18 protein-coding genes are annotated in these 18,252 nt (G+C 64.8%); 7 read left to right on the top strand and 11 right to left on the bottom strand.

Annotated elements, in window-relative coordinates:
* Window positions 1-94: 94 nt before the first annotated feature.
* The 3 genes from ACT6QU_RS04460 to ACT6QU_RS04450 form a co-directional block, all read right to left on the bottom strand.
* Window positions 95-721 (bottom strand): uracil-DNA glycosylase family protein, encoded by a 627-nt coding sequence (locus ACT6QU_RS04460; RefSeq protein WP_444563008.1) that lies wholly within the window; start codon window positions 719-721, stop codon window positions 95-97.
* Complete coding sequence (locus ACT6QU_RS04455) at window positions 721-1,332, bottom strand: glutathione S-transferase family protein (protein ID WP_444562840.1); 612 nt, start codon at window positions 1,330-1,332, stop codon at window positions 721-723. Before ACT6QU_RS04455 ends, ACT6QU_RS04460 begins: the two co-directional genes overlap by 1 nt.
* Window positions 1,333-1,397: 65 nt before the next feature.
* On the bottom strand, window positions 1,398-1,955 hold the full coding sequence (locus ACT6QU_RS04450) for a thermonuclease family protein (protein WP_444562839.1): 558 nt from the start codon (window positions 1,953-1,955) through the stop codon (window positions 1,398-1,400).
* Window positions 1,956-2,083: 128 nt separating this feature from the next.
* Here ACT6QU_RS04450 and ACT6QU_RS04445 point away from each other — a divergent pair, with 128 nt between their 5' ends.
* Window positions 2,084-3,607 carry a sensor histidine kinase gene (locus ACT6QU_RS04445; RefSeq protein WP_444562838.1) on the top strand — a complete coding sequence of 508 codons (1,524 nt, stop codon included), beginning with the start codon at window positions 2,084-2,086 and terminating at the stop codon, window positions 3,605-3,607.
* A 1-nt stretch (window position 3,608) separates the two neighbouring features.
* On the opposite strand, the gene ACT6QU_RS04440 is transcribed toward ACT6QU_RS04445, so the two are convergent.
* Window positions 3,609-4,598, bottom strand: a complete 990-nt coding sequence (locus tag ACT6QU_RS04440) for a nicotinate-nucleotide--dimethylbenzimidazole phosphoribosyltransferase (RefSeq protein WP_444562837.1) — start codon at window positions 4,596-4,598, stop codon at window positions 3,609-3,611.
* A 127-nt stretch (window positions 4,599-4,725) separates the two neighbouring features.
* Between ACT6QU_RS04440 and ACT6QU_RS04435 the strand changes: the two genes are divergently transcribed.
* Both ACT6QU_RS04435 and ACT6QU_RS04430 read left to right on the top strand, forming a co-directional pair.
* Complete coding sequence (locus ACT6QU_RS04435; protein ID WP_444562836.1) at window positions 4,726-4,962, top strand: DUF1289 domain-containing protein; 237 nt, start codon at window positions 4,726-4,728, stop codon at window positions 4,960-4,962.
* 3 nt (window positions 4,963-4,965) lie between these two features.
* Window positions 4,966-5,670, top strand: a complete 705-nt coding sequence (locus ACT6QU_RS04430) for a TIGR02281 family clan AA aspartic protease (protein ID WP_444562835.1) — start codon at window positions 4,966-4,968, stop codon at window positions 5,668-5,670.
* A 3-nt stretch (window positions 5,671-5,673) separates the two neighbouring features.
* On the opposite strand, the gene ACT6QU_RS04425 is transcribed toward ACT6QU_RS04430, so the two are convergent.
* Window positions 5,674-6,507: a sulfite exporter TauE/SafE family protein gene (locus ACT6QU_RS04425; RefSeq protein WP_444562834.1), complete on the bottom strand. Its 834-nt coding sequence runs from the start codon at window positions 6,505-6,507 to the stop codon at window positions 5,674-5,676.
* Between the two features lie 63 nt (window positions 6,508-6,570).
* Window positions 6,571-7,527 carry a tRNA dihydrouridine(20/20a) synthase DusA gene (gene dusA / locus ACT6QU_RS04420; RefSeq protein ID WP_444563007.1) on the bottom strand — a complete coding sequence of 319 codons (957 nt, stop codon included), beginning with the start codon at window positions 7,525-7,527 and terminating at the stop codon, window positions 6,571-6,573.
* Between the two features lie 244 nt (window positions 7,528-7,771).
* Here dusA and ACT6QU_RS04415 point away from each other — a divergent pair, with 244 nt between their 5' ends.
* Entirely contained in the window at window positions 7,772-8,941 is a 1,170-nt protein-coding gene (locus ACT6QU_RS04415) for a glycosyltransferase (RefSeq protein WP_444562833.1), read from the top strand.
* A 21-nt stretch (window positions 8,942-8,962) separates the two neighbouring features.
* On the opposite strand, the gene ACT6QU_RS04410 is transcribed toward ACT6QU_RS04415, so the two are convergent.
* Entirely contained in the window at window positions 8,963-10,303 is a 1,341-nt protein-coding gene (locus ACT6QU_RS04410) for a hypothetical protein (RefSeq protein WP_444562832.1), read from the bottom strand.
* Between the two features lie 365 nt (window positions 10,304-10,668).
* Between ACT6QU_RS04410 and ACT6QU_RS04405 the strand changes: the two genes are divergently transcribed.
* Both ACT6QU_RS04405 and ACT6QU_RS04400 read left to right on the top strand, forming a co-directional pair.
* On the top strand, window positions 10,669-11,148 hold the full coding sequence (locus tag ACT6QU_RS04405) for a MarR family winged helix-turn-helix transcriptional regulator (RefSeq protein WP_444562831.1): 480 nt from the start codon (window positions 10,669-10,671) through the stop codon (window positions 11,146-11,148).
* Window positions 11,149-11,232: 84 nt separating this feature from the next.
* Window positions 11,233-12,954 carry a thiamine pyrophosphate-requiring protein gene (locus tag ACT6QU_RS04400; RefSeq protein ID WP_444562830.1) on the top strand — a complete coding sequence of 574 codons (1,722 nt, stop codon included), beginning with the start codon at window positions 11,233-11,235 and terminating at the stop codon, window positions 12,952-12,954.
* On the opposite strand, the gene ACT6QU_RS04395 is transcribed toward ACT6QU_RS04400, so the two are convergent.
* The 4 genes from ACT6QU_RS04395 to ACT6QU_RS04380 form a co-directional block, all read right to left on the bottom strand.
* Window positions 12,951-14,075, bottom strand: a complete 1,125-nt coding sequence (locus tag ACT6QU_RS04395) for an alpha-hydroxy-acid oxidizing protein (protein ID WP_444562829.1) — start codon at window positions 14,073-14,075, stop codon at window positions 12,951-12,953. The two genes, ACT6QU_RS04400 and ACT6QU_RS04395, sit on opposite strands and share 4 nt — an antisense overlap.
* 4 nt (window positions 14,076-14,079) lie before the next feature.
* The gene (locus ACT6QU_RS04390; RefSeq protein ID WP_444563006.1) at window positions 14,080-15,381 is read right to left on the bottom strand and encodes a TRAP transporter large permease; all 1,302 of its coding nucleotides are present in this window, start codon (window positions 15,379-15,381) and stop codon (window positions 14,080-14,082) included.
* Complete coding sequence (locus tag ACT6QU_RS04385) at window positions 15,381-15,884, bottom strand: TRAP transporter small permease (protein ID WP_444562828.1); 504 nt, start codon at window positions 15,882-15,884, stop codon at window positions 15,381-15,383. Before ACT6QU_RS04385 ends, ACT6QU_RS04390 begins: the two co-directional genes overlap by 1 nt.
* A 69-nt stretch (window positions 15,885-15,953) precedes the next feature.
* Window positions 15,954-16,985, bottom strand: a complete 1,032-nt coding sequence (locus ACT6QU_RS04380; RefSeq protein WP_444562827.1) for a TRAP transporter substrate-binding protein — start codon at window positions 16,983-16,985, stop codon at window positions 15,954-15,956.
* Window positions 16,986-17,215: 230 nt separating this feature from the next.
* Between ACT6QU_RS04380 and deoC the strand changes: the two genes are divergently transcribed.
* Entirely contained in the window at window positions 17,216-18,232 is a 1,017-nt protein-coding gene (deoC, locus tag ACT6QU_RS04375) for a deoxyribose-phosphate aldolase (RefSeq protein ID WP_024585818.1), read from the top strand.
* Window positions 18,233-18,252: the final 20 nt, after the last annotated feature.

The following is an 18,252-nucleotide window of genomic DNA, read 5'->3' as shown; positions in this document are numbered from 1 at the left end:
GCTCCGATGAGAAATCTCATGCTAAAATGCCGAAGTTCTACGCGATAGCCAAGCATGAACACCGGCCATTCAACCGCGGCGAAGCAAAATTGTCCTAATCCCTCGTCGGTATCGACAATCGGATTTCGCGCCGCAGCACCGGAAGCAATTCGCTTTCGAAGAACGGGTGGCGTTTCAGCCAGCCCGTATTGCGCCACGAGGGATGCGGCAGCGGGATGATGCGCGGACTGGTGTTGCGCAGGAAGATCGCGCGCCAGTCTTCGACGTTTCGGGTCAGCGAACGGCCGAACTCCGGCCCGAGATGCCAGCGTTGCGCGTAGAGACCGATCGCCAGAACGAACTCGATCTGCGGCATGGTCTCCATCAGCGGTGCCCGCCAGACCGGCGCACATTCGCGGCGCGGCGGCAGGTCGCCGCCCTTGGCGTCCTGCCCCGGAAAGCAGAAACCCATCGGCGCGATGGCGAAGAGCGCCGGATCGTAGAACTCCTCGCGCGAGACACCCATCCAGTCGCGCAGCCTGTCGCCCGAGCGGTCGTTGAACGGCAGCCCCGTCGCATGGACCCGCGTGCCGGGCGCCTGCCCCGCGATCAGGACGCGCGCGGTCGATGACGCGACGACGACCGGGCGCGACTCGTGCGGCAGCGGAGCCTTCAGCGGCGCATCCCGGCAGATGCGGCAAAGCCGGATGCGCCGGGCGAGTTCTTCCGCTTCGCCCAGGATCAGGCCCTGGCGCTCGGCCGAGCGGAGACCTCAGCGAACCAGCGCTTCACGTTTTCGAGGTCGGCCGGCACTTCGAGTCGCGCCGGTTTCATGAACTCGACGCCGACGAGGCCGGTGATGTCCGCGATCGTGTAGTCGTCGCCCGCGATGAAGCGGCTGTCGGCCAGATGGCGGTCGAGCATCTGCAGATAGTCAATCGCCTTCGGCTTGTTCGCCTCACCCCATTCGGGGATCTGCGGCACTTCCCAGTCCTTCATCGCCGGGTGGATATGACGAAATGCCTGCGCGACGGCGGAGAGGAAGTGCAGTTCCATGCGCCGCTGCCACATCTCGACCTGCGCACGGCCGAGCGCGCCGGTGCCGAAGAGTGGCGGTTCGGGATGAAGCTCCTCGAAATAGCGGCAGATCGCGACCGATTCGGCGAGGATCGTGCCGTCGTCGAGTTCGAGCACCGGCAGGCGCTGCAGTGGATTGCGCTGCGTCACCGCGTCCGACTTGTGGCCCATTGCCGCCATGTCGACCGGCTCGAGCGGCACCTCGATGCCCTTCTCGGCCAGGAAAATGCGGACCCGTCGCGGGTTCGGCGCGCGGCCACCATCGTAAAGCTTCATGCTGTTCTCTCCCTCGTTCATTCCCTGTCTAGAACGGAAATCATCCGCCGTGCCAGCGCATTCGATCACCGATCGAGCCACAGCCGCAGCCGGTCGAGCACCGGATCGAGCATCCCGCCATCCTCGCTCGCCATGCCGCGCGTCGCGCGCCACTCGTTCGGCCGCTCGAATTTGCCCGCCCAGATGCCGCGCCGCGCCGTGCGCGCACGCAGTTCCGCGAGATCGTAGTCGCCCGACGCGACCGCCCAGCCCGTCTCGACCATCCGTGCGGCAAGGTTTACGTCTCCGGCGTGGCAGGTCGCGAGGAACCGGTCATGGCGGTCCTTTCGCCGTGTCGCGCAGGTGACCTCGCGCCCACCGATCAACTGCCGCAACCTCTCGCGCGCCTCGCGACCGCACTCGTAGATCGCAAATCCGTTGGCGCAGGTCTGGTCGAGTTCCGGCGCATCCATTCCCACGAGCCGAATTCGACCGTCGGGCGTATCGAGCGTGTCGCCGTCGATCACGCGGACCGCCGAGACGATCTCATGTGCCGCTCGTTGCTCGAAGTTCCAGGCGAGCGCGCCGAGAATCAGGAACATCCCGGCCGTCAGCGCCAGGTCGCGCAAGCCGAGCGGCCGCATCGCGCGAGCGCCGCGCCGCCGGACCTGCCTTGGTTTGCGAAAGGGGAGAACTGGCACGCGAAGGGTCTCTTAATCTTCTTTGGCTAGATTTCGCGACGATCATTGGCGCGCATTGACTGATATCTCGTATGGCGTTTTCAGGCACGCAACTTGCCGACAAGAATATCGTGGACCGCAGGAAGGCGCATCGCAACACCGATGTCGCCAAGGCGGTCCGGCGCACGCGCGAACGCCTGTCGCAGCGCGAGGGCAACCCGGTCTTCGAGCGCGAACTCCTGAAGCTTCACGCCCGCGCAATGATCAACACGGCCGCGGCGATCCCGCTGATGGTGCTCGTCGTGATGGCGGGCGGCGTCTTCGCCGGCACCGGGCCGCAGATCGTCATCTGGGCGATCATCACCGTCGCCTGCTATCTCGGCCTCGCGCTGATCGCGCGCCGAGTCGACCGGGCCGACATCAACGAACTCGACGCTGTCGGCGTCAAGCGCTCCTTCCTGCTTGGCCATTTCGTCTCCGGGCTCGGCTGGGCGTATCTGGCGGCAATCGAATGCGTCGCATGCCAGCTCGACCAGTTCACGGTTCTGAAGACCGTCATCCTGCTGCTCGCCATTGCCTCGACCGCGCTGATCTCGCACACACTGCGCGGCGCGCTGTTCATGACCTTCGCGCTGCCGGTCGCCGTCTTTGCCTACCTGACCGTCAACATGGCGATGCCGGTCGAGGCGATCATGGTGGCGCTGCTCGCCGTCTCGCTCGGCTTCTTCACCTTCGTCGCGCGCCACATGAACCGTTCGGCCGTCATGCTCCTCTCCTACCAGGCGGAAAAGGACGGGCTGATCGGCGAGCTGGAGACGGCGAAGTCCATGTCGGACGAGGCCCGCCGCCGCGCCGAGGAAGCGAACCTCGCCAAGTCGCGCTTCCTCGCCACGATGAGCCACGAATTGCGCACGCCGCTGAACGCGATCCTCGGCTTCTCGGAAGTCATGGGCAACGAGGTGCTCGGGCCGATGCACAACGAGACCTATCGCGACTATTCGCGTGACATCAACGCGTCCGGCCAGCACCTTCTCAACCTCATCAACGAAATCCTCGACCTGTCGCGCATCGAGGCGGGGCGTTACCAGCTCAACGAAGAGCCCCTGTCGCTGACCGGCGTCGTCGAGGAATGCTGCCATCTGATGGAGCTGAAGGCGCACAAGAAGTCGATCCGCCTCGTCCAGCAGTTCGAACCGACCCTGCCGCGCCTTCTCGCCGACGAACGCTCATTGCGCCAGATCACGCTCAATCTCATCTCGAACGCGGTGAAATTCGCACCGAACGGTTCCGAAGTGCGCGTGCGCGTCGGGTGGACGGCCGGCGGCGGGCAGTATGTCTCGGTCAAGGATAACGGCCCCGGCATTCCGGCCGAGGAAATTCCCATCGTTCTGTCGGCCTTCGGCCAGGGCTCGATCGCCATCAAGAGCGCCGAACAGGGAACCGGCCTCGGCCTTCCCATCGTCCAGGGCCTGCTCGAGCTCCATGGCGGCGAGTTCCAGCTTCGCTCCAAGCTGCGCGAGGGCACCGAGGCCATCGCCATCCTCCCGCCGGCGCGTGTGATGGAAGCCCTGCCCGCGCTTCCGACGCGCCAAAAGGCCGCGGCTGGCCGGCGCTAGATTAATTCTGGCGCAGCGTCATCGAGCCGAAGGTCTGCGCCGCGTTCTTCAGCACCAGCGCGCCCATCGCCGCCCCGATCCCCTCGCCTTCGCCCATTTCAAGATCGAGGATGGGCTTCAGACCGAGCATCTGCGCCGCATGGCGCTGGCCGCGATTTGTCGTCGCGTGGCCCAGCAGGCAGTGGTCGATCGCATCGGGCCGGACGCCATGGAGCACGGCGGCCGCGGCAAGTGACACGATCCCGTCGAGCACGACGGGAACGCGCTCCATGCGCGCGGCGAGGATCGCACCGGCGATCGCCGCGATCTCGCGTCCGCCAAGGCGGCGCAGAGCCTCCAGCGGGTCCTTCACATGGCCGCCATGCAGTTCGACGGCCTTGTCGATCAGGCGGATGCGGCGTTCGGTCAGGTCAGGCTCGCCGACCGGCTCGATCCAGTCGAGCGCGGCGCGGCCGTGCAGCGCCATCAGGAGTGCGGCCGCGACCGTCTCGCCGCCGACGCCAAGGCTGCCGATGCAGATCAGATCCGCGCCGCCGGCAATCGCCTCCATGCCGAAGGCCATGGTCACGGCGCAGCCGCGCTCGTCGAAGGCGGGACCCTCCGAAATGTCGTCGACGGGCAGATGCAGCGCGAGGTCGAAGACCTTGAGCCCGAAATCGTTCGCCGCGCAGATCTGGTTGATCGCCGCGCCACCCGCCGCGCAGAACTCGACCATTGCCTGCGTCTCGTTCGCCTTGCGCGTGCTGATACCATGCTTCGCGATGCCGTGCGTGCCGGCGAAGAGCGTCACCATCGGCCGCGAAATCTGCGGCTGGCTGCGTCCCTGCCAACCGGCCAGCCAGACGACGAGTTCGCCCATGCGGCCAAGCGGCACGCCCTGCCCTTCGAGCAGCCGCAACCGCGCTTCGGCATCGCGCCGCGCCGCCTTGTCCGCCTCGGGCAGGCGGCGCAGGAGGTCGCGATAATCGTCGAAAGGCAGGCCGCTGGTCATCGAATACTCCTCAAACTTTGGCTTAGCGCATACTCAAGTCGCGTCCCGATCACAATGGCGGATGGCGCCATCGTCTTGCACGGCCAAGCCATTTGGCCCATCTGTCATCCATGGCAAGGAACAGTTCATGACGTCGATCGAATCGCCCTGCATTCTCGTCTGCTCCATCGACATGGCCACCGGCTATTGCTTCGGCTGCGGGCGCACGCGCGAAGAGATCGGTGCGTGGACGACGATGACGCCGCAGGCGCGGCGCGAGACGATGGCGGAACTTCCCGCGCGCATGGAAACGATGGAGCGCCGCCCGCGCCGCGTAACCCGGCGCGCGCGCATGGCGCGCGAGCGCGATCTGGCGCAGGATTGATCGATGGGACGCCTCTTCTGGATCGTCATCGCCATCATGGCCATCGGCCTCGTCGCGCTGATCGCGACGGGCGACAGCGGCACGCTTTTCGGCCTCGACGGAGACAGCTTCGCGCGCACGCTCTATCTCGGACTTCTGGGCGCTGTCGTCGCCGTCGGGCTGCTCGGCTCGGGCCAGCGCTTCGGCCCGATGGCGCGCACGCTCGCGATCTGGCTCGTCATCATCATGAGTTTGATGGTCGGCTATCAGTATCGCTACGAGTTGCAGGACGTCGCAAGCCGCCTGACGGCCGGGCTCATACCCGGCAGCCCGCTCTCGATGGTCGACGATGACGGCCGCGCGGCGGTCATGATCGACCGGATGGCGAACGGCCATTTCGAAATCAGGGCGTCGATCAACGGTACGAGCGTCAACACGATCGTCGATACAGGGGCCACGACGACCGTTCTCAGCGCTGCGGACGCCCGCCGGATCGGCCTCGATCCGGAAACGCTCAGCTACACGGTGCCCGTCATGACCGCAAACGGCCAGGCACAAGCGGCGCGGATCACACTCGATGAAATCCGCATCGGCGAAATTTCGCGCACGCGCCTGCCTGCGCTCGTCGCGGCGGAGGGGCAACTCGACCGCACGCTTCTCGGCATGAACTTCATCGGCTCGCTGTCGGGTTTCGACATGCGCGGCGAGCGGCTGATCCTGCGCGACTGAGGATCAGGCGTAGAGGCTCCAGAAGAACCGCGCCGAGATGAAGATGCAGAACAGGCCGAAGGCGACTTCGAGCTGGCGCTTCTTCAAGGCATGGGCGATCCGGACACCATAGGGCGTGACGATGAGCGCGATCGGGATGATCAGAGCGACGGCGATCCAGTTGATGAAGCCGGACGATGCGATCGGCAGGTCCGGATGGCCCCAGCCGGCCCAGATGTAGCCGATCGTACCCGGGATGGCGATCAGGACGCCAACGCCGGACGACGTCGCCACCGCCTGGTGCATCGGCCGGCCGTAGATGGTCATGAACGTGTTATTCATGACGCCGCCGCCAATGCCCATCAGCGTCGAGAAATATCCGATGATCACGCCCGCGACCGTGCGCCCGCCCGTCCCCGGCAGGTCGCCATTGATCTTCCAGGATTCGCGGTTGAACAGAAGCCGTACCGCGACCAGCAACATCAGCACCGCGAAGACGATGCGCAACCCTTCGCTCGAGATGTAGGCGGCGGTGATCGATGCGAGCACGACGCCGATCGGCACCGGAACGAGGAAGCTCTTCAGCAGGTCCATATCCACCGCGCCGCGCGCCTTGTGACCGGTGAAGGAGCGGATCGAGGTCGGGATGATGATCGCCAGCGACGAGCCGACCGCTAGGTGCATGCGCACGACTTCGTCGACGCCGAGCATGCCGAACACCTGGTAGAACACCGGCACCAGCACCGCGCCGCCGCCGATGCCAAAGATGCCGGCCATCAGGCCCGCGACGACGCCCGAGGCTGCGATTGCCGCGGCGAAGACCGCAAGCTCGCTCCACGGCAAATCAAGTCCGGACATGCGCATTCCCCCGCAATTCGTTGCGCTCGTGCGCTAACGTGACGGGAGGGGAAAGTAAACCGCTCAGGCCGCGTCGCGGCTCTGGTCCAGGTTTATTTCGGCAAAGGCGGCGTGAAGAATTTCGGGGCCCGCGCCGGCCTTCGTCGCGTCGGTCGACAGAACCTGGCGGAAGCGTCGCGCGCCGGGCAGACCGTGAAACAGACCGACCATGTGCCGCGTGACATGCGTCAGCCGGCCGCCGGCCGCGATGTGCGCCGCGCAGTAGTCGGCCATGCGGTCGATGAGTTCGCGCCACTCGATCGGAGCGTCGGCGACCCCGAATACACGCTGGTCGACTTCGGCCAGCAGGCCGGGATTGTGATAGGCGGCGCGGCCGAGCATCGCGCCATCCGAATGCTCCAGATGCCGCAGGCTTTCGTCGAGATCGGCGATGCCGCCATTGATGCCGACGAAATTTGCACCGAGCCGCGCCTTCAGCCGATAGACGCGGTCGTAGTCGAGCGGCGGGATGTCCCGGTTTTCCTTCGGGCTCAATCCCTGCAGCCACGCCTTGCGGGCATGGACCCACAATGCGTCTGCACCTGCCGCCAGCACCTTGTCGGCGATCTCGTCGAGCGCGATCTCCGGGTCCTGTTCGTCGACGCCGATGCGACATTTGACGGTAACCGGCACGGCCACCGCCGCCTTCATCGCCCCGACACATTCGGCCACGAGGTCCGGCGTGCGCATCAAGCACGCGCCGAACGTACCGCTCTGCACACGGTCGGACGGACAACCGACATTGAGGTTGATCTCGTCATACCCCCATTCGAACGCGATCGCCGCGGCCTTGGCAAGCTTCTCCGGATCGCTGCCGCCCAGTTGCAGCGCGACGGGATGCTCTTCAGGCGCAAAGCCCAGCAGGCGCTCGCGATTTCCGTGGATCACCGCATCGGCTACCACCATCTCGGTATAGAGAAGCGCATGACGCGTCATCTGCCGGTGGAAATACCGGCAGTGGCGGTCGGTCCAGTCCATCATCGGCGCGATGGCGAAGACGGGCTTCTGGTAGAGCGGTGTTGTCAAGCGTGCGCATATCCTTTGAAGGGAGGCTGTCTAGCGGATCGAAGTTCCCATGGGAAGTTCGGCGCTTGCGCATCTTTGCGCATGCTCGAGCAATGTGGCGGCGGATTGGTCAATCGAATGTGCTATTGCCGATATATTTCGCCAGGTCGGCGCGAGTGTAAAAATCTGTAATGACGATGTCACGGACAGATTTTGTTAGATGAAAAGCCTGAGAATTTTGTTCTGCTTGCCGAACCTTGCGGGTGGTGGCGCGGAGCGGATGGTCCTGACAGTTGCGGCGTCGCTCGACCGGCAGCGTTTTCGGACACGCCTTTTCGTCCATGAGCAATGGGGCCAGCACCTCGCCTCGTTGGCGCCGGATCAGGACATCCATTTCGAGCATGACCGGCCGTATCGACGCTCCGACCTGGTGCGATCCTTTCTTGCGACCTTTCGGGAGGTTGGCAATGCAGATGTCGTCGTCGGTGCCATGGAGGGTCGTGCGACGTTTCTCGCATTGTTGGCCGGTCTGCTGCGCCGACGGCCCATCGTCGTCTGGGTCCATGCGGACTGGTTGCAGTTCTCGCGATACGTAAGTTGGCGGCAACGGCTCGCGCTTCGCCTCTATCGGTTTGCCGACCGCATCGTCTGCTGCTCGGTCGGCGCGCAAGAGGCGTTCGCGACGATGCTTCCAAAGGCCCGGTCCAGTTTGGTTACGATCCATAACGGCATCGATGTGGAGCGCGTGCGGCGTTTGTCCGTCGAACAGATCGCACCGGAGCACGAGGCGATCTTCGAGAAGCAGACGATCGTCGCCGTGGGACGGCTCGACGTGCAGAAGGGATACGACATCCTCATTCGTGCTCACGCCCGCCTTCGTCAGCATGTGGATTGCAACCTAGTCATTATCGGTGACGGGCCCGAGGGGGACGCACTGCGCCTCTACGCAAAAGAGCACGCCGTTGCCGACTCCGTCCATTTCCTGGGTTTCCAGAAGAACCCTTTCCGCTACATGCGACGCGCCAGCGTCTATGCAATGTCGTCGCGTTTCGAGGGGTTTGCGCTCGTCCTTGTCGAAGCCATGACATGCGGCGCTCCCGTCGTCTCGGTCGCCTGCCCTTCAGGTCCGTCGGAGGTACTCGACGACGGCAAATACGGGTTGCTTGTCGAGACCGAGAATCCCGATGCCATCGCGCTCGCACTGAAGCAGGTCCTTACCGACGCAGATATGCGCGAGCGACTGTCCGCACTGTCGCTTGAGCGTTGTGCGGCCTTCGACATTTCCGCACTGACCCGGGAATGGACTGTTCTGTTTGACGGCCTTGCGACGACCAGCCGGAAACCCCGCAGGCGACTTCCGCGCGTTTTGGAAGAACCGGATTTGCAGTGATCCTCGACGGGTGCGGCGCGGTCACCGCTCTGCGGGTGCGATCGTCAAGCCGACCTTGTGGCCGTGCGAGGACCCCTCGAAGCGCGTATTCGCCGATGCGACAAGCGTGCCCCACACCGCCCGGAAATGCCAACCGTCGCTCGACCCGAGAGAATCCTCGATTTCGGGCAGCGGTGGATGGGCGTTGAGCCTCGAACTCGCGCCATCCATGTGAAAAATCGAGCCGATCACACATGTTCCCGCCATGCCCGAAACCCGCAAGGGCTCATCGCCGCGATAGGAACTGGCGGCGATGGTCGCGAAGTCGCCTCCGTCGACGATATAGGCTGTCGCAAGGTTCGCCCAGCGGTCGGTTTGCGAACTGACGGCGAGTTCGAGCGTTCCGGATGCCGCGTCCGGCACCTGCGCGACCCACACACCGCTGTAGCCATGTTCCACGCTCGTCGCCATTTCGGCCAGCGAGACGCCGGGGCCAAGCGTGACCGAGGAAGGTCGATAGTCCGGCTGAACCGTATCGACGAAAACGACGGCGATGCGGCCGTTGCGCGCCGGGCCGACATCGACGTCGCCACCATAACTGCCGCCGCCGCCCTCGCTCGTTGAGTACCGTGTCGGCGCACCGGCGGTGGCGCGGCCTTTCGGCGGTTCGGGCCACGGCGCGATGCCCGCATAGGGATGACCGCTCACCACTTCCCATGCGACCTCTTGCAAGGCCAGAGCCAGATCGGCGTTCAAGCCCTGGACGGGCGGGTTCAGCCGCCATGGCAAGCCGACCGGCGTCTGCCTGTTCATGGTCGCATAGTGAACCATCGTCGCGAAGTAGAACCCGATGGGCGGCAAGTGAATCCCATCGATGGGAAAGAAAGTCGCGTTGAAGTCGGATATGCCCGGCAGCCCGGGCGACAGATAGGTGTCATGCAGTTGCGCGAACGCCTCGCCGACCGGCGACAGGTAGACCCGGCCCGTTCCGATGTCGCTCGCAACCTGCTCGCAGACCGGCCCGTAAGCCTCGACCGCCAGGCGTGCGATCTCACGCTTCCAAAGTTCCCAGTCCGGGTCGCCGGCCCATCCGGGAATTTCCGGCCAGATCTGATACCAGTAGACGGCAAGGTCCGGATTGGCCGCCATGCCCTGGCTTCGCCATTGCTGAAGAAAAGTCCGGGTCGAGCCGCCGGATATCGAACCTTCGATCGGCCCGCCTTCGGCCAGCATCAACTGGTCGATCGCGCCGGCCGCCAACAGGTCGCGAATGCTTTCGCCTTCCGCCGTGGCATGGTCGGCCCAATTGTAGGACAGGGGCGCCCCGTTGATGACCTGATAGGTCGCCCGATCGCCGCTGATCTGTGCATAGAGCGGCGCCATTGCCGGAGAAACCAGAGAATGGCCGACAAAACCGACGTTACGTCGCTCCGATAAAGAATTTTGACCCGCCAGGGCAAGTTCCGGCAGGCCGGTTCCAAGACCCAGCCAGGCTGCAACTTTCAGGAGCGTGCGACGCGACAGTCGAGCGTTCATGGTTGCCAGCATATCCGACATGGCGAGCGCACGCTACATTTCGACGCCAGCCGGATCGACTTCCATTTGCAAGCCAATGCGATTTCCTGCGCCGCCCTGCCTCCGCTGGCGTTCCAGATTTTTTTCACCTCTCCCGGTTGTGTTCGCAATCGCGATTTGCGTGCAACAAGACAACGGGTAAGATCGAAACATGGGTCAACGGGAATTCATTCATGAATGAGGTAAAGCCGCTTCGGGTGGAGACGGAAAACATGTCGGGCGGAGACATCGTGCTCGGCAAGCTCGACGACTATATTGGCTTTCACCTGCGCCTTGCCCAGAACGCGTCGTTCCGCTCCTTCCAGCGCAAGACGGGACAGACCGATCTCAGGCCAGGCTGGTTCGCGCTGCTCAGCCTCATCAAGGATAATCCCGGCATCACGCCGATGACGCTTTCGCGCGCGTCCGGCCGCGACAAGTCGACCCTGACGCCGCTTCTGCGCGACATGATCCGCGACGGCTTCGTCGAAAAGCAGCCGATCGCGCGCGACCGGCGCAGCTATGCGCTCTTCGCCACGCCGGAAGGCTCCGCGCGGCTGGCGGATTTGGCACGCCATGCGGCGGAACACGACCGTCGGCTCGATCAGATCGTCGGCGATCAGAAGGCGGAGCTGCTTAACCTTCTGAGGCGAATCGCGGCCGAGATCGACTGAGCGCGCTTGCGCTGCTTTCAGAAAGATTGTTTGATACCAAACTAGTTTGAGCGCCAACTCGGCGCTTGGCTGCAGGAGGTATCGATGCTGAAAAGTTTCGCCGACAGGCCCGGTGACACCACGAGGATGACCGCGGGCGCCGCGCTCTTCGCGCGGCTCAAGGCGCTCGGCGTCGATTACGTCTTCTGCAATTCGGGCACCGATTTCCCGCCCATCATCGAAGGGCTTGCCGAAGCTTCGGCACGTGACATTCCCCTTCCCCACGCGATCGTCATACCGCACGAGCACGCTGCGATGGGCATGGCGCATGGCTATTATTTCGCGACCGGCAAGGCGCAGGCCGTGATCCTGCACACCAATGTCGGCCTTGCCAACGGGTCCATCGGCGCGATCAATGCGGCCGTCGACCAGGTGCCCATCCTCATGATGTCCGGCCGAACGCCCGTCACCGAGGAAGGCCGGTTCGGCGCGCGGACGGTTCCTATCGGCTGGGGGCAGGAAATGCGCGACCAGGCCGCGCTCGTGCGCGAAGCCTCCAAATGGGACTATGAGCTGCGCTTCCCCGAACAGGTCGGGCCGCTTCTCGACCGCGCCCACGCCATCTCCAATTCCCTGCCCAAGGGGCCGGTCTATCTGAGCCTGCCGCGCGAGGTTCTTTGCGAGGACGTGGCTGCGGCAGGTCTCGACGCTCCGGCGTCGATGCAGCCCACCCGCCCGGCTGCGGACATGGCGCTGATCGGCCAGGCCGCCCGGCTGCTCGCCGAAGCGCGCAATCCCCTCATCATCGCCCAGCGTGGCGCCGGCAGCGAGGCGGGCTTTGCCGCATTGTCCCAGTTCGTCACCGATTGGTCGATCCCGGTTTGCCAATGGTGGGCCGTCGCGACCGCCATCGCAACCGATCATCCCTGTTATGTCGGTGCCGATCCGATGCCGTGGCTTGGCGAGGCGGATGTGGTGCTGGTGCTCGATGCGCTCGCGCCGTGGTGGCCGGACATGCACCGGCCGGCATCGGGCGCAAAATTCATTCACATGGGCCCTGATCCTCTCTTCGCGCGCACGCCGGTTCGCAATTTCCGGTCCGACGTGACGATTACGACGCAGACCGACGAGGGCATTCTCGCGCTCGCAGCCGCGATGCGGCCGATGATGAACCGGCATGTCGGAGCCAGGATGCAGCGTCAGGCGCTGCTTGCCGAGCGTGTTCCGCAAATTCGCGCCGGCACCGCAAAGGCTGCCGCGCCAAGCGAGCCGATGTCGAAGGCCTATGTATCGAATTGCCTGTCGGACGCAGTATCTGGCAAGAACGCGACCATCCTGTCCGAACTTGGCTGCCCGCTCGACCCGATCGTCCTCGACCGGCACAATTCCTGGCATCAGGAGCCGCATGCGGGCGGGCTTGGCTGGTCGTTTCCCTGCGCGATGGGAATGCAGCTCGCCGACAGGACGAAGCTCGTCGTCGCCACGATGGGCGACGGCTCCTACGTCTTCTCGAACCCGGTCGCGTGCCATCAGATTGCCGAAGCGCTGGACCTGCCGATCCTCGTCGTCATCCTCAACAATTCGGAATGGGGGGCGGTGCGGCATTCGGTGACCGGGCTTTACCCGGAGGGCTATGCGGCCAAGGCCAACCGCATGCCCCTGACCTCGCTCGACCCCTCGCCCGACTTCACCAAGGTCGCCGAAGCAAGCCGCGCCTTCGCGGTCAAGGTTACGGCGGCCGCAGATCTGCCGCGCGCGCTGGCGAACGCGATCCGGCATATCGAGGAGAAGCGTCAGCTTGCGCTGGTCGAGGTCGCGATCGGCTAGTCCTGGAGGACGTCTCGGCCAAGGGCGGCGGCATTCGGGCAGCCGATCAGCGCCAGCGTGTTGTCGATCTCGAGGCGCAGCGTCTCGATCACCTGTTCGACACCTGCCTGTCCGGCGGCAGCCAGCCCGTAGAGTGTTGCACGTCCCAGCATGACGGCACCGGCGCCGAGCGCGAGCGCCTTGACGATGTCCGCCCCTCGGCGAAAGCCGCCGTCCACCAGAAGCGCCTTTCCCTCCGGAACGTCGATCCGGTCGATCATATCGAACCCCGCCACCACGTCCTCGAGTTGACGCCCGCCATGGTTCGACAGCACCACGGCGTCGACCCCCAGTGAGAAGCATCGCGCGCAGTCGGCCGGATCTGTCAGCCCCTTGACGATCAGCCGATGCGGCCACCGATCGCGCAGCGCCTTCAGGTCGTCCCAGTCGAAACTCCCATCCATCTGGCGCAGCATCAGCAATGCCTGGCTGTTTGCGTCCGTCGCCCCGGTCCTGCGCAGATTGGCCAGTTGCGGCGCGCCACCGCGCAACTGCTTCAGTGCCCAGCCAGGGTGGAGCGCGCAGTCGAGCGCGAAACGCGGCGTCATCTGGAACGGCACGCCGAAGCCGTTGCGAAAGTCGCGGTCGCGTCGCCCACCGACCGGCACGTCGACCGTCAGGACGAGGGTTCGATATCCCGCATTCAGCGCCCGATCGACGAATTGCCGCGCGGCGTCGCGGTTGAGGATGTAGAGCTGGAACCAGAGCTCGCCATCGACCTGGCGGGCGACGTCCTCGATCGACATGCTGGACGCGGTCGACAGCACGAACGGAATGCCGAACTTGGCGGCCGCGAGCGCCAGCGCCACGTCGCCCCCCGGCATGATCGCGCCGTTGAGACCGGTCGGGCCAATCAGAAAGGGCAGCGGGAGATGGCCGCCGAGCAACGGCACCGACATGTCGCGCTGGCTGACATTCGTCAGCGGTCTCAATTTCAACAGGCGCCGTTCGATCGCTTCGCGATTGCGGCGGACGCCGCGGTCGTCCCCCGCCCCGCCGTCGACATAGTCGAAGATCGCGCGCGGCAGCCGTCGCTTTGCCCGCCGGCGCATGTCCTCGACGCTGGCGAAGGAAGGCGCCACGATGCTACCGCATGGTCTGCGGCAGGAAGAGCACGATTGCGGGGAAGAGGATGATCAGCCCCAGCCTGACGATGTCCGTCATCACGAACGGCATGACGCCGGCATAGATTTTCTGCAGCGGCACGTCGCGCGCCAGCGAGTTGATGACGAAGACATTCATCCCGATCGGCGGCGTGATCATGCCCAGCTCCACCGTCATCACGATGACGACGCCGAACCAGATCGGGTCGAAGCCCAGCGCCATCGCGACGGGGAACAGGATGGGGATCATCAGGATGATCATGGCCATCGCATCGAGGATACAGCCGAGCGCGATCATGAACAGGAGGATCAGCAGAAGCGTCGGATACGCACCAAGTTCGAGGCCGAGCAGGAAGTTCGTCACCTTCTGCGGGGTCTGCGTGATGGTGAGGAAATAGCCGAACAGGATCGCGCCGATCAGGATCATGAAGATGCCGGCCGTCACCTGGATGCTTTCCAGAAGGCAGTCGAACAGACGCTTCAGCGGCAGTCGGCGGCGTGCCATGGAAATGACGATCGCGCCGGCCGCGCCCATGCCCGCCGCTTCCGACGGCGTGAAGATGCCGCCATAAATTCCGCCGATGATGAAGATGAAGAGAAGCACGATCGCCCAGACGCCGCGAAGGGCCGCGAGGCGCTCGCCCCAGCCGATCCGCTCCTGCACCGGGATCTCGATGCCTCGAAATCGGATGTAGAGCTGCACGGTGACGAGATACATCACCATGGCCAGGATGCCCGGTATCAGGCCGGCGATGAAGAGCTGGCCAATATCCTGCTCGGTCATGACGCCGTAGATCGCGAGCACGATGGAGGGCGGGATCAGGATGCCGAGCGTCCCGCCCGCCGCGATCGATCCGGTCGCCAGCGTATCGGGATAGCCGTAGCGCTTCATCTCGGGCAACGCGACCTTGGCCATGGTGGCGGCCGTCGCCACGGACGATCCGCAGATCGCCGAAAAGCCGCCGCAGGCGGTGATCGTCGCCATCGCGAGTCCGCCCTTGCGGTGGCCGAGAAAAGCGTTGGCAGCCCGGTAGAGCTCGCCACTCATGCCCGAGGCCGAGGCCACCGCCCCCATCAGGATGAACATGGGGATCAGGCCGAGCGAATAGTCGGTGACGGTACGGATCGGCGAAATCGCCAGAAGGTTCAAGGCCGGGTCCCAAGCTGCCAGCAGGCCGAACCCGCCGACGCCGACCACGCCCATCGCGACGCCAATCGGGACGCGCAGGATCAGGAGCAGAAATAGGGCGACGAAACCGCCGACCGCTACGAAATCGGTGGTCATCATGAATGTTCAGCCGGATCGCCAAGAGGGGTGACGAAGCCGCGCAGGATGCGGGCGACGAGAACGAGAAGGCAAAGCCCTATGCCGAGCCAGGCGATGCCGTAGAAAGGCCAGATCGGGATCGCGAGTTCGAACGTGGTCTGGCGCGACAGGCGCACCCGGTCGACCTGCCAGAACAGCATCCATGCCATCGCCGCCATAAAGATCGCGAAGACGATGTCGGAAAAGACGTCGAGGATACGGCGGCCGGCCGGCGGCAGGATCTGCCAGAACAGATCCACCTGGATGTGGTCCTTGCGATATGCGGCGGCGGCGATGCCCCAGAAGATCGCCACGCCCAGCAGCAGGCGGCTGACGTCGAAAGAGCCGGGAAACGGCATCTGCAAGACGTAGCGCATGATCACGGCGGCGAAGGTGAGTATGGTGATGACGGCCAGAAAGACGGCCGCCGCCCCGTCGACGATCTGGACGACGCGCCGAAGCGCAGCTTCACCCTTGTTCATCCGTGCCGTCTCCTCCTGCGGATCGTACCGGCCGACCCCGCTTCCGCGGAATCGGCCGGGCTATGGACCTCAATATGCAGCGTCGCGCTCTTCGAGCGCATCGACAAGCCCCTGGAAGACGGCGTCGGCATCATGGCCGGCGCCGGTGACGGCCTGGGTCCAGCTATCCTTCAGGGGAGCTGCGGCCTCGCGCCACAGCGCGACTTCCTCGTCGGTGGGAACGTAGGCCTCGTGGCCTTCCATCGCGATCAGCTTTTCGCGGCCGGAATCCTCGTCGCCGGCCCACCCAGACGCCACGCGTTCGGCCCACTCGCTCGTGCAGTGGTCGTCGATCACCTGCCGCTGCGCCTCCGACAATCCTTCGTAGCGCGCCTTGTTGATCGTCCAGGCAAAGGTCGTCGCATAAAGCGGAAGGTCGAGATGGTTGGTCGCCACGCCCTCGATGCCGAAGATCAGGATCGAATTCCACGGGAAGGAAATCACGTCCGCGACGCCGCGCTCCAGCGCGTCGCGCGATTCGGGAGCCGAAACCTGGAAGTTCTGGCCGCCGAGCGCCGAAACGAAAGCCGCCATCGTCGCGTGGGCGGGGCGTACGTTCAAGCCGCGCACGTCCTCGGGCACCTTGATCGCCTCGCGCGAATGGAAGGTGCCGGGCGAATGGAAGTGAACGAGGCAGGCCTTCACGTCGGCCATCTCCTGTTCGGAATATTCGCGATACCAGGCGTCCAGCGCAGCCGAACCTCCGGTGGCGTTCGACGCGAGAAACGGCAGTTCGCCGGCCGCGATGATCGGAAAGCGGCCCGGCTGATAGCCCGGATTGACGAAGGAGATATCGGCGATGCCGTCGCGCGCCATATCGTAGTGATCGCCCGCCTGCCCGAGCTGCTGGGCCGGGTAGATCGTGATCTTGATGGAGCCGCCAGACGCTTCCTGAATGGATTCGATCCATTCGGTCATGCCCATCACGTGCAGGGGATGCTGCGGCGGCAGCCAATGTGCGAAACGCAGTTCGACAGGCGCGTCCTGCGCCATTGCGGCGCTGGACATCAGCGCTGCGAAGCTGGCGGCGACGAGCGGTGCGGCAAGCAACTTCTTCGACATTGGGGTTCCTCCTCCCGTTGGCGCGTGCCGAGGGCCGGGAGTTCCTCCCATCCGGCCCTTGGCGAGAGTGGAGCCTATAACGAGGTCGACGCTGCTGGCAACTGCCTTGTTTGCACCCAAACTATTATGTTTCAAAACAATCCAGGGGCGGCGTATTGCGGTCCAGCATTCCACTTGGCGCGGTTTCGTGCGATATCGTGCGGGACAAGACGAACTGGAAAACAAGAACAATGACGGCAAAGCTCCAGGCCGCCACCCTGCACCATCTTCCCTCTGCCGGCGCAGCCAGTGACGGGCTCAAGCGCAATCCCGGCCAGCCGCTCGATCTTGGCTGGCTTGAGGCGATGCGCCACGTCAACAAGAGCGCGCTTGAACGCCGCGTCCAGACGCTGACCAAGCGCCGCTCGATCAAGGCCGACAATCAGGCCGCATGGCTTCTCAGATCGATTTCGCTGATGGACCTGACGACGCTTTCGAGCGACGACACGCCGGACCGCGTCAAACGGCTTTGCGCCAAGGCGCTCAATCCGCTGCGAGCGGATCTGGTGGCTGGCCTCGGCCTCACCGACCGGCCCATCCGCCCGGCCGCGGTCTGCGTCTACCATCCCTTCGTCGCGACGGCGGTCGCGGCACTCGAGGGCAGCGGCATCCATGTCGCGGCGGTATCCACCGCCTTCCCGCACGGCCTTGCGCCGCTCGAGACGCGGCTTGCCGAAGTCCGTGCCTCGGTCGCTGACGGTGCCGACGAGATCGACATCGTCATCCCGCGCGGCCTCGTCTTCGGCGCCCGCTGGCAGGAACTCTATGACGAGATCGCCGCCTTCCGCGAAGCCTGCGGCGAGGCGCATCTGAAGGTCATCCTCGGCACCGGCGATCTTGCGACGCTGCGCAACGTCATGCTCGCCTCGATGGTGGCGATGATGGCCGGCGCCGATTTCATCAAGACCTCGACCGGCAAGGAAAGCGTCAACGCGACGCTGCCCGTCGGCCTCGTCATGGTGCGTGCCATCCGCGAATATTACGAGCGAACCGGCCTCTTCATCGGTTTCAAGCCGGCAGGCGGCATCTCCACCGCCAAGGCCTCACTCGACTGGCTGGTCCTGATGCGCGAGGAACTCGGCCGGCGCTGGCTGGAGCCGGATCTCTTCCGCTTCGGCGCATCGAGCCTTCTGACCGACATCGAGCGCCAGCTCGAACATCACCTGACCGGGCGCTACTCCGCCGCCCACCGTCACGCCATGGCCTGACGGCCGAAACCCGGAAGCTT

Source organism: Aliihoeflea sp. (genome assembly GCF_052435475.1).
GTDB lineage: Bacteria > Pseudomonadota > Alphaproteobacteria > Rhizobiales > Rhizobiaceae > Aliihoeflea.
Note: the sequence above shows the minus strand (reverse complement) of the source record. Positions and strands in the feature narration are given on the sequence as shown.

Bases quoted from the DNA above. Each gene is read 5' to 3' on its own strand.
- ACT6QU_RS04440 (WP_444562837.1), bottom strand. From the start codon at position 4,598: ATGACCAGCGGCCTGCCTTTCGACGATTATCGCGACCTCCTGCGCCGC.
- ACT6QU_RS04390 (WP_444563006.1), bottom strand. From the start codon at position 15,381: ATGACCACCGATTTCGTAGCGGTCGGCGGTTTCGTCGCCCTATTTCTG.
- ACT6QU_RS04425 (WP_444562834.1), bottom strand. From the start codon at position 6,507: ATGTCCGGACTTGATTTGCCGTGGAGCGAGCTTGCGGTCTTCGCCGCG.
- ACT6QU_RS04400 (WP_444562830.1), top strand. From the start codon at position 11,233: ATGCTGAAAAGTTTCGCCGACAGGCCCGGTGACACCACGAGGATGACC.
- deoC (WP_024585818.1), top strand. From the start codon at position 17,216: ATGACGGCAAAGCTCCAGGCCGCCACCCTGCACCATCTTCCCTCTGCC.
- ACT6QU_RS04430 (WP_444562835.1), top strand. From the start codon at position 4,966: ATGGGACGCCTCTTCTGGATCGTCATCGCCATCATGGCCATCGGCCTC.
- ACT6QU_RS04415 (WP_444562833.1), top strand. From the start codon at position 7,772: ATGAAAAGCCTGAGAATTTTGTTCTGCTTGCCGAACCTTGCGGGTGGT.
- ACT6QU_RS04445 (WP_444562838.1), top strand. From the start codon at position 2,084: ATGGCGTTTTCAGGCACGCAACTTGCCGACAAGAATATCGTGGACCGC.
- ACT6QU_RS04385 (WP_444562828.1), bottom strand. From the start codon at position 15,884: ATGAACAAGGGTGAAGCTGCGCTTCGGCGCGTCGTCCAGATCGTCGAC.
- ACT6QU_RS04450 (WP_444562839.1), bottom strand. From the start codon at position 1,955: ATGCGGCCGCTCGGCTTGCGCGACCTGGCGCTGACGGCCGGGATGTTC.
- ACT6QU_RS04435 (WP_444562836.1), top strand. From the start codon at position 4,726: ATGACGTCGATCGAATCGCCCTGCATTCTCGTCTGCTCCATCGACATG.
- ACT6QU_RS04405 (WP_444562831.1), top strand. From the start codon at position 10,669: ATGAATGAGGTAAAGCCGCTTCGGGTGGAGACGGAAAACATGTCGGGC.
- ACT6QU_RS04380 (WP_444562827.1), bottom strand. From the start codon at position 16,985: ATGTCGAAGAAGTTGCTTGCCGCACCGCTCGTCGCCGCCAGCTTCGCA.
- dusA (WP_444563007.1), bottom strand. From the start codon at position 7,527: ATGATGGACTGGACCGACCGCCACTGCCGGTATTTCCACCGGCAGATG.
- ACT6QU_RS04410 (WP_444562832.1), bottom strand. From the start codon at position 10,303: ATGGCGCCGCTCTATGCACAGATCAGCGGCGATCGGGCGACCTATCAG.
- ACT6QU_RS04455 (WP_444562840.1), bottom strand. From the start codon at position 1,332: ATGAAGCTTTACGATGGTGGCCGCGCGCCGAACCCGCGACGGGTCCGC.